Here is a 9,750-nt window from a genome sequence, read left to right as displayed (position 1 = left end):
GGGCAAGGTGTATCTGCAAACCGTGCTCGATTGCTACAGCCGCCACGCCTGGGGACGGCTCTACACCAGTAAGCTGCCGGTGACGTCGGTCCATGTACTCAACGAAACGGTGCTGCCGTTCTTCGAAGCCCATGAGGCACGGGTCTATACCATCTTGTCGGACAACGGGCGCGAGTTCTGCGGGCGCCCTGACCATCATCCCTACGAGCTGTTCCTGCAACTGGAGGGGATTGAGCACCGGACCACCAAGGTACGCAGGCCACAGAGCAACGGCTTTATCGAACGGTTGCATCGAACCTTGTTGGATGAACACTTCCGTATCAAAGGGAGGACAACCTGGTATGAGTCGGTGGAGCAGATGCAGACAGACCTGGATAGCTATCTGGAGCACTACAACAACCAGCGACCACATCAGGGCAGGATGATGGAAGGACAAACGCCCTACAGCATGTTCAAGAAGGGTCTGAAATTGATACCGAAGGAAGTGCGCACTAAAGTAGCGTAAACAAGACACCGGTTTGAGGCCGGTGTCAGGTGATAACTAGGTCTGTACAATTAAAAACTGCATCACTCCTGTTTACATCCCCCCAACCAGCATGCCTCAATGAACCACCCACAAAAAAACAAACATATTTGCAACAATAATAAAGCAAATGGATATAGCCATATAAATGTCAACTATCATACCGGATCCGGAAATATATTTTCCTCTATCTATTTTATAAACAAATAGATGAACACTGATCTCAAATGCGCTATAAAAGGCGCCTACGACAATTTATGACCGATAAAGATATGGATGACATAATTAACAAAAATGTCGATTACAGAATGGTAAGTCGACACAACGATGACGAGATAAATCTCACGGAACTGTTCTTACTCCTGTGGAAGAAAAAATTTCTCATCCTGCTCGCTACTCTTATCTTTGGCAGCATTGGTGTGTTGTATGCCATGTTCACTCCGGAACAGTGGACCGCTCACGCCACTATTTATCAGCCAAAACAACGAGATACATTGGGACTGGACAGGCTGAGAACCGAGCTGAATTTGCAGGGCCTGAGAGGCACCAAGAACAACAACGCCGTCTATAACGAATTTCTTTTGGAGTTCAAGTCTTACAACAATATCAGCCATTATTTGCAAACCACCTCCCAGTTCAAGGAGCATGTGGCCAAGAATGACTTGAACGAGCGGCAGCAACAGCTTCTGCTGCGAACCTGGTCAGAATGGATGGTGATTGCACCTGAAGGCAAGAAAGGGGAACAACCTGGCATCCAGCTCTCTTTCTCCTTCTTTAACAAGGAAGAGGCCCTCTCCATGCTGACAGGTTATATACACTATATCGTTCGGCTGCAGAGTCAGGAACTGCGCGACATCCTGGAGAACAATCGACAAAGCCAGATCAACGCGCTCAATTTGAAGGTAAAACTCAAGACAGAGGACGCGCAGCGCAAGCTAGCCAGAGAGATAGAAGGCATCGAATTCAGCATGAGCATTGCGAAGGCTGCCGGTGTGAGCAAGCCATTGGAGAATTTCAATTACGGCGACCGCTTCCCGATCACCCTTGGCCAGGATGCATTGGCAAGAAAGCTAAGCATCCTCAAGTCCTTGAAGATCGAAGAGTATGCACCCGAAATCATGGAACTGAATGTACAACTCACCCGGCTGAAGGGCATCGATCTTGGTAACCTGACACTCAGCCCGTTCACCTATCTGGATACCCCGAGCGAACCGTTGAGCCGCGATAAACCCAAGCGCCCACTGATCGTCATCCTGGCGACCTTGCTGGGAGGCATGGTGGGGGTTGCATTGGTACTGATTCAACACGCGATTCAGCAAGGTAGGAATAAAGCGCTATCGGATCATGATTTCCCCCGAGCACGGCTCGCCAACGCCAGCTGAAGTTGTCTTCCCCTCAACCGGGCCTCTTCTCCTTCATTTCGCCCCTTCTTCACATGAAAGCAAAACGGCGCCCTGAGGCGCCGTTTTTGTGTCCGCTTGGACGTCTCCCCGTTGCTTGTCTGCGCTTCGCGGGAGCAGGCCTGGACTTATTATTCGTCTTCCAGGTAGGCGTAGCCTTGCAGACCCAGCTCCAGCTCTTCGAGCAGGGCCTTGCGGGCCGCGTCGTCCAGCGCCGGGTGGGAGACGATCCGCTGATAGTTCTCGCGAATGACGGACGGGTCGATGTTGACGTAACGCAGCAGCTGGTCGACGGTGTCGCCGCGCACCACGTTGCGAATGTCCATCTTGCCTTCCTCGTCCAGCCACACTTCCGCGCAGTGGGTGTCACCGAACAGGTTGTGCAGATCGCCGAGGATCTCCTGATAGGCACCCACCAGGAAGAAGCCGACGTGGCACTCTTCGTTCTCGCCATACACCGGCATCGGCAGGGTGCTTTCCACACCCAGACCGTCGACGTAGTGCTCGACCTGACCGTCGGAGTCACAGGTGATGTCCATCAGGATACCGCGGCGGGTGAGCGGGCGCTCGAGGCCGGAAAGCGGCATCACCGGGAACACCTGACCGATACCCCAGGCATCCGGCAGGGACTGGAACAGGGAGAAGTTGGCAAAGCACTTGTCAGCCAGTTTCTCGGAGAGCTCGTCAGCCAGCGCGCGGTGGTTGCGGTTGACCGGGTTGAGCATCTCTTTGAGCGCCAGACAGGTGTTCTGGTGCAGCATCTCGGCCCAGGCGCGTTGCTCGAGGTTGAGCAGACCCATGGTGTACTGGGTATTGACGTCGCCCAGGTCTGCCACCGAGTCGTGGAAGATCTCCAGCAGGGAGGGATCTTCGCCGCGCAGGTCCAGCCACCCTTTCCACATGTTCTGCAGAATGGTGGGCGCATCGTCGTCCGGTGCGCTGATGTCGTTCATCTCCACCCCTTCGGCACCAATGATGTTGGTGACCAGCACGGCGTGGTGAGCGGTCAGGGCACGGCCGGACTCGCTGATGATGGTCGGGTGCGGCAGGTCGAACTCGCGGCACACGTCGCCAATGCCCCACACCACGTTGTTGGCGTACTCGGAGAGGCTGTAGTTGGCGGAGCAGTGGCTCTGGGAACGGGTTCCCTCGTAGTCCACGCCCAGGCCGCCACCCACGTCAACCACTTCGATGTTGGCACCGAGGCGACGCAGTTCGGCGTAGAAACGGCCGCACTCGCGGATACCGCCCTGGATGTCGCGGATGTTGGCGATCTGGGAACCCAGATGGAAGTGCAGCAGCTGCAGGCAGTCCAGCTTGCCCAGGCCGCGCAGACGCTCGATCAGCGCCAGGATCTGGGAGGCGGACAGACCGAATTTGGACATGGAGCCGCCGCTCGATTCCCACATGCCGGAGCCGGTGGAGGCGAGCTTGGCACGCACCCCGATGTTGGGCTTGATGTTGAGGCGAGCTGACTCGTCCAGCACCATTTCCAGCTCGGAGGGCTTCTCCACCACGATGTAGACCTTGTGGCCCATCAGGTTGCCCAAAAGGGCGTGGCGGATATATTCGCGGTCTTTGTAACCGTTGCAGACGATCACCGAGCCTTGCTCATGGTGATGGGACAGCACGGCCAGCAGTTCCGGTTTGGAACCAGCTTCCAGGCCAAGCCGGGGCTTGTCGCTGTAGGACTGGCTGATGGTCTCGATGACGCGACGCTGCTGGTTTACCTTGATCGGGTAAACGCACAGGTAGTCCCCTTCATAGCCTGACTTCTCGATGGCCTGACCGAAGGCGTTGAACAGCGCATCGACCCGGCTCTTGAGGATGTCGGGGAAACGCAGCAGTACCGGAGTGGTCAGCCCGGATTGACGCAGTTGTTCGATGGCATCGGAGAGCACGATCTGTGCGTCAGGGCGTGACTTGTCGGGAGCGACGGTCACATGACCGGCGTCATTGATGTTGAAAAAACCCGCACCCCAGTAGGGAACGTTGTAGACCTTCAAGGAGTCCTTGCTGGACCAGTTAGTCATGGGCTATGCCTCGCAAATGAGCGGCCGGTGGCCGCCTTCGTTACCCTCAATCACATCCAGACCATCGATGAGCAGGTGTGGCGCGCCGAAGCGGCCTGCGGGCGAGCAAGGCAAGAAGTCCGGCACCGGGCGCTGACGCCGCGGGTTGACCTGAACGTTCACCTGTCGCCACCTCCCTGGTTCATCGCGGCAAGCCTAGGCTGCCTGGTGGATCTTGGGGAAGTAACGAGTCTTGATGTGGGGCTGGTGGCTTTACATCAAGCTCAACGGTATGCGGTGCTGCAATCAGCGCCGCGGTACTTTGATGACAAACGACATCAGCCACGTCGTTCGTTCATCATTCGGCAGCCGTCACGACAGCAGGGGAGGGTTTCAAGGAAGAGATGCGAAGGCGTCAGCACGCAAGCGTGTTGATAGACGACAACAACCACAGCCAGCTCACCGCCAGTGACCGCCCATGACAAGGGAAGATGATGAGCCGATGGCTCACTCGGTCAGCCGGAAAATGAGAGTCCGTTGTTCTCCCTGATACCGGAGCCTAACCGGTATTAAAGAAACCATACCCTAGCAGTGTCTGTCGTTTCTGCGTGCCTCGCCCTATAGGCGTATGATCCTGCGGGAGTCTGGCGGCCTCTGCCTGCTCAGGGTTGCCCTTGGATCGGCGCGGAGTGTACACACTTACCGCCAGCGGTGACAATAAAAAATAGTGTTCAAAAACAGCTTTTCATAAGGCGATCAAATCTTGCCGCCAGCGGGCCTGGCAAGCGGGGGGAGAAGTCCCGCCACGCGCCCTTTTTCACCCTGAAAATAACCCCGTCTGGCCCGCCCTCGCCCCTCCCCCGCCACCAAGGGCATTGACGGAAAAATGAGTCCCATCACAAGCCGCTTAAAAATGCGGTTGATGGACCATTTTATGCTGTTATTGATATCAACAACCACAGCCTGAACCACCTTACACCTTTCCAACCCGATCTTCGCCAAAAAATGTGGCAAAAACTGCGCTGACGCAAAAAGCCCCGCCGCCAGATTGGCCACAATGACCCTCCACCACAGGTTTGAGGCTTGCCAATGGATACCTTGCTTGAGCGTTTTCTGCGTTACGTGACTTTTCATACCCGCTCCGATGCGACCAATCCCGTCTGTCCCAGCAGCGAGGGACAGCTGGTCTTCGCCCGCGCCCTCTGTGACGAAATGACGCAGATGGGGCTGAGCCAGGTCACCCTGGACGAGCACGGCTACCTCACCGCCTGCCTGCCGGGCAACCAGCCGGACGCGCCGGCCATCGGCCTCATCGCCCACATGGATACCGCTGACTACGAGGCCGAGCAGGTGGTGCCCCAGATCATCGAAAACTATCAGGGGGGGGACATCTGCCTGGGCAAGGGTGACGAGGTGCTGGCCATTCGCGACTACCGTTTCCTGAAAAACTACCTGGGCCAGGATCTCATCACCACCGACGGCACCACCCTGCTGGGGGCCGATGACAAGGCGGGCATCGCCGAGATCCTCACCGCCATCGACCACCTGCTGGCCCACCCCGAGATCCCCCGCGGTGATGTCTGGGTCGGCTTTACCCCGGACGAGGAGATAGGCCGCGGTGCCGACCGCTTCCCGCTGGACCGCTTCCCGGCCCGCTGGGCCTACACGGTGGACGGCGGCGAGCTCGGTGAGCTCGAGTACGAGAACTTCAACGCCGCCAGTGCCACCGTGCGCTTTATCGGCAACAACGTGCACCCCGGCACCGCCAAGGGCAGCATGATCAACAGCCAGACCCTGGCCGCCCGCTTCCACGCCGCCATGCCAACCGAGCAGACCCCGGAGTGCACCGACGGCTATCAGGGCTTCTTCCACCTGGCCCAGATGAACGGCACAGTGGAGGAGTGCACCCTGCACTACATCATTCGTGACTTCGACGACGAGGGTTTTGCCGCCCGCAAGGCCCAGCTCAAGGAGCGGGTCGCCTCGTTGCAGCTGGAGGCCCCCAAAGCGCGCATCGAGCTCACCCTGACCGACAGCTATCGCAACATGCGCAGCCAGATCGAGCCGCACATGCACATAGTCCAGCTGGCCAAGGCCGCCATGCTGGCCGCCGACGTGGAGCCAAAGATAAAACCCATTCGCGGCGGCACCGACGGTGCCCGGCTCTCCTTTATGGGGCTGCCCTGCCCCAACCTGTTTACCGGTGGCCACAACTTCCACGGCAAGCACGAGTTCATCCCGCTGCAATCCATGGAAAAAGCGGTCGCCACCCTGGTGGAGCTGGTGCGCCTGACTTCGGCCTGGCGCGACTAAACCGGCCATCGTCACCGCCATGACCACAAAAGGGGGAGCCGGTTCACCGGCTCCCCCTCTTTGCCATCAAACTGTCATCCCACTGCCATGGGGCGGGAACAAAAGGGCGTCACGCTAGGGCAACGACTCATCGGAGCCCAGCCCATGTTCAGTGTCGATGCCCTGCTACAACAACACCTGCCCCGCCTGTCGGCCAACGACCTGCTGCGCCCCCTGCTCCGACAAGGGCTGCGCTGGCTGCTGCACGAGCAGGCGTTTCAACGCTTCGCCGCATGCCACCCCCACCTGCGTGGACTCGACTTCGTCGAGCAGGCGCTGACCGAGCTCGACTTCGACTACCGGGTGAGCGAGGCCCAGCTCGAGCACATTCCGGCCAGTGGCCGGGTCATCATAGTCGCCAACCACCCCATCGGCTCCCTCGACGGGCTGGCCCTGCTGCGTCTGCTCGGCCGCATCCGGCCGGACGTCAAGATAGTGGCCAACCAGTTGCTGGCCCAGCTGACGCCGCTGCGTCCCCTGCTGTTGCCGGTGGACAACCTGGGGGGCAAGACAGACAGGCGCGCCATCCTGGCGATGGGGGAACACCTGGCGGGAGAAGGGGCGCTGATGATCTTTCCCGCCGGCGAGGTGTCGCGCCTCGGCCCCAAGGGGGTCAAGGACGGCCCCTGGCAATCAGGCTTCATCAAGCTGGCCCAGCGCACCCGCACCCCGCTGGTGCCGATCCATCTGGACGGGCGCAACGGTCTCTCCTTCTATCTCGCCGCCTGGCTCAACAACGACTGGGCCGGACTGTTGCTGGTCAAGCAGCTGTTTCGCCAGCAGGGCAAGCGCATCGCCATCACCATAGGTGCCCGCATCCCGGTGAGCGGGGTGCAGGAGCTGCCCGCCAAGAGCGCGGCCCGACTGGTGCGCAGCCACCTCTATCGCATCGGGCGTGGCAAGCGGGGCTTGCTGGCCACCGAAGCCCCCATCGCCCTGCCGGAGGAGCGCCGCCAGCTCAAGCAGGCCATCGAATCCTGCGAGGCCCTCGGCCACACCCCGGACGGTCAGGGGATCTATCTCTACCGACGCCACGAGCTGAGTCACTCGGTGATCCTGCGCGAGCTGGGGCGCCTGCGGGAGATCGCCTTTCGGGTGGTGGGGGAAGGTTCCGGCAGACGGCGGGATCTCGACACCTTCGACGATGACTATCACCACCTCATTCTCTGGGATCCGGCCCGGCTCGAGATCATCGGCGCCTACCGTTTCGCCCCGGTGGCCGAACTGCTGGCCAGCAAGGGGCTCGACGGCCTCTACAGCCACACCCTGTTTGGCTTTGAAGAGAAACTACTGCCCAGGCTGGAGCTTGCCATCGAGCTTGGCCGCAGCTTCATCCAGCCCGCCTACTGGGGCAAGCGGGGGCTCGATTACCTCTGGTTTGGCATCGGCGCCTATCTGGCCCGCTATCCCCGCTATCGCTACCTGTTTGGCCCGGTATCGCTCTCCGGCAGCCTGCCGGTGGCGGCCAAGGATCTGCTGGTGAGCTTCTATCGCCAGCACTTTGCCCCAGAACTGGCGCTCGCCCCCTCCCGCCGCCCCTACCCCGCCACACCGCCGTTGTTTGCCGGGCTGGATTACGGCGCCGATCTCAAGGAGCTCAAGGCCCGCCTCGACAACCTGGGCTGCGCCATTCCCACCCTCTACAAGCAGTACTCCGAGCTGTGCGAGCCGGGCGGCGTGCAGTTCATGGATTTTGGCATCGACCCCGACTTCAACCACTGCATCGACGGCCTGGTGTGGGTGGATGTGAGCCGCCTCAAGCCTCACAAGCGGGCCCGCTATATCGGCCTCCCCGCCGAAGATCAGCCGGGCACAGCTGCCGACCGTTGAGCAGACGCCACAACGAGAGAGGGAGGCCTGTGCCTCCCTCTCTTTGTCATTAATGCTGCGGTTTACTCTGCAGTCGGTTTGCGATCGGCATGGCCCAGGTCGCGCTCGGGGGCAATGACATCGCGCACCCGTTGCTTGATCTCCTTGGCCTCGGGGAAGCCCTCGTCCGCCACCCGATCCCACACCAGCACCCCGTCCACCAGGATGCGAAACTCCCCCTTGCTGGCCGGCACCAACGCCACCTCCCCCAGCTCGCTGTCGAAGGTGGAGAGCAGCTCCTGGGCCAGCCAGGCGGCGCGCAGCATCCAGCGGCAGAGGGTGCAGTAGCGGATCTCGATGCGGGGTTTAGGGGCGGACAAGGTCGTCTCGCTCATGTGGTCACTCCATCAATGGCGGCAAGAAAAAAGAGGCTCACTGGGTGACCCCGTGGAAGTCGGCTAGCCAGTGGCGGGCAATGGTGCGCATGGTCGACTGCGGCAGATCGAACAGGCCGGGGGCCAGCGGCTGCAACGCCAGCTGGCGCACCCCTTCGATGATCTCCGCCAGCACCAGGTAGACATATTCACCGATGACGGCACCGTGGACGAAGTTGACCGCCTCGCCCCGGTTGAGCAGGAAGATGGTGCTGCCGTCGGGGCGGGTCAGCGCCAGCACGTGGGGGCACACCTCCTCGCTCGGCCAGGGCAGCTGGGCGAGACAAAACGCAAACTCGTCGTCCGCCGAGGTGACCGAGGCAACCATGGTGCCGGGGCGCAACCGCTGCAGATCCACCAGGTCCAGCGCGCCGTTGCCGGTGGAGCAGATCACCAGCTCGGCCCGGCTGAGGGCCTCGGCCTTGCCCACCAGCTTGAAGCCGTGGGAGAGCGCCTCCACCTGGCGCAGCACGTCGGTCTCCACCAGCTCCAGATGCAGGTTGCGGCACCTGAGCTCGCGAGCGATGCTGCGCCCCACCTTGCCGTAGCCGAACAGGGCGGCCTGGCAGACATTGAAGGTGCGGTTGAGGGTGCGGGCCAGGGATTCGGCGGAGTAGACCACGCTCAGGCCGATCTGGATATCCTCGGCCTGCTTGAGAGGGCTGCGCGCCACCGAGATGACCGGGGTGGACAGCACCTCCTGCTCGTAGCGTTGATGGCCGTTCTCGGTCATCTCCACCACCCCGAGGAAACGGGGGCCGAAATACTCGCTGAGGGTGGCCTGGGTTCTGGCGAAATAGCCCCCGATATCGAGAATGATCAGCCGCTCATGGGGCGCCACCAGCGGGGCTATGTGCTCGATCACCCCCTGCGGGGTATTGGTCCACTGGCGGTTGAGGGGCAGCACCGGATAGTGCTGCTGGGCCCAGATCAGGGTCGGTCCGTGAACTGACTTGGGTTTGGGCAGGATGGCGCCGATCCGCCCGATCTGATCGAGGGCCTGGATAAACTGGGGGCGATCGGGAAGCAGATGGGTAACCAGCAGGATGCAGAGACCGTCGAGACGTCCCTGCTCGGTGAAATGGCGAAAAAACAGATGCTCAGATCCTTGACTGCGCAACTGTGGCCTCCTTAGCGCGCCGCAAACAAGCAGGCAAACAGAACCCGGTCAGACCGGGTTCTGTGTGTATCCAGATAATTGAAAAACCTTTTTATCTGAA

At 60.3% G+C, this 9,750-nt stretch carries 7 protein-coding genes and 1 pseudogene; 4 read left to right on the top strand and 4 right to left on the bottom strand.

Translation table 11 applies throughout. The features are described 5' to 3' along the window. A pseudogene (locus AB5Y94_RS04295) lies at positions 1 to 505 on the top strand (IS481-like element ISAs19 family transposase); the annotation flags it as partial. 290 nt (positions 506 to 795) lie between these two features. Continuing rightward, the gene (locus AB5Y94_RS04290) at positions 796 to 1,905 is read left to right on the top strand and encodes an LPS O-antigen chain length determinant protein WzzB (RefSeq protein WP_368205000.1); all 1,110 of its coding nucleotides are present in this window, start codon (positions 796 to 798) and stop codon (positions 1,903 to 1,905) included. A 149-nt stretch (positions 1,906 to 2,054) separates the two neighbouring features. Here the strand turns inward: AB5Y94_RS04290 and speA are convergent, their stop codons facing one another. Both speA and AB5Y94_RS04280 read right to left on the bottom strand, forming a co-directional pair. Continuing rightward, a complete protein-coding gene (speA, locus tag AB5Y94_RS04285) occupies positions 2,055 to 3,956 on the bottom strand; it encodes a biosynthetic arginine decarboxylase (RefSeq protein ID WP_025201901.1) in 1,902 nt (633 codons plus the stop codon). A 735-nt stretch (positions 3,957 to 4,691) separates the two neighbouring features. Then, a complete protein-coding gene (locus AB5Y94_RS04280) occupies positions 4,692 to 5,069 on the bottom strand; it encodes a hypothetical protein (protein WP_368204998.1) in 378 nt (125 codons plus the stop codon). Here AB5Y94_RS04280 and pepT point away from each other — a divergent pair. Continuing rightward, a complete protein-coding gene (gene pepT / locus AB5Y94_RS04275; protein WP_268009237.1) occupies positions 5,025 to 6,248 on the top strand; it encodes a peptidase T in 1,224 nt (407 codons plus the stop codon). The two genes, AB5Y94_RS04280 and pepT, sit on opposite strands and share 45 nt — an antisense overlap. A 144-nt stretch (positions 6,249 to 6,392) precedes the next feature. After that, positions 6,393 to 8,117, top strand: coding sequence for a lysophospholipid acyltransferase family protein (locus tag AB5Y94_RS04270; RefSeq protein WP_368204996.1), 1,725 nt, complete (start codon positions 6,393 to 6,395; stop codon positions 8,115 to 8,117). A 62-nt stretch (positions 8,118 to 8,179) separates the two neighbouring features. Here AB5Y94_RS04270 and AB5Y94_RS04265 read toward each other — a convergent pair whose 3' ends face one another. Beyond that, a complete protein-coding gene (locus AB5Y94_RS04265; protein ID WP_124250254.1) occupies positions 8,180 to 8,491 on the bottom strand; it encodes a SelT/SelW/SelH family protein in 312 nt (103 codons plus the stop codon). A gap of 37 nt (positions 8,492 to 8,528) precedes the next feature. Then, positions 8,529 to 9,650, bottom strand: a complete 1,122-nt coding sequence (locus tag AB5Y94_RS04260; protein ID WP_368204994.1) for an adenosylhomocysteinase — start codon at positions 9,648 to 9,650, stop codon at positions 8,529 to 8,531. Positions 9,651 to 9,750: the final 100 nt, after the last annotated feature.

It is taken from the genome of Aeromonas sp. s5 (assembly GCF_040907865.1).
Taxonomy (GTDB): domain Bacteria; phylum Pseudomonadota; class Gammaproteobacteria; order Enterobacterales; family Aeromonadaceae; genus Aeromonas; species Aeromonas dhakensis.
Note: the sequence above shows the minus strand (reverse complement) of the source record. Positions and strands in the feature narration are given on the sequence as shown.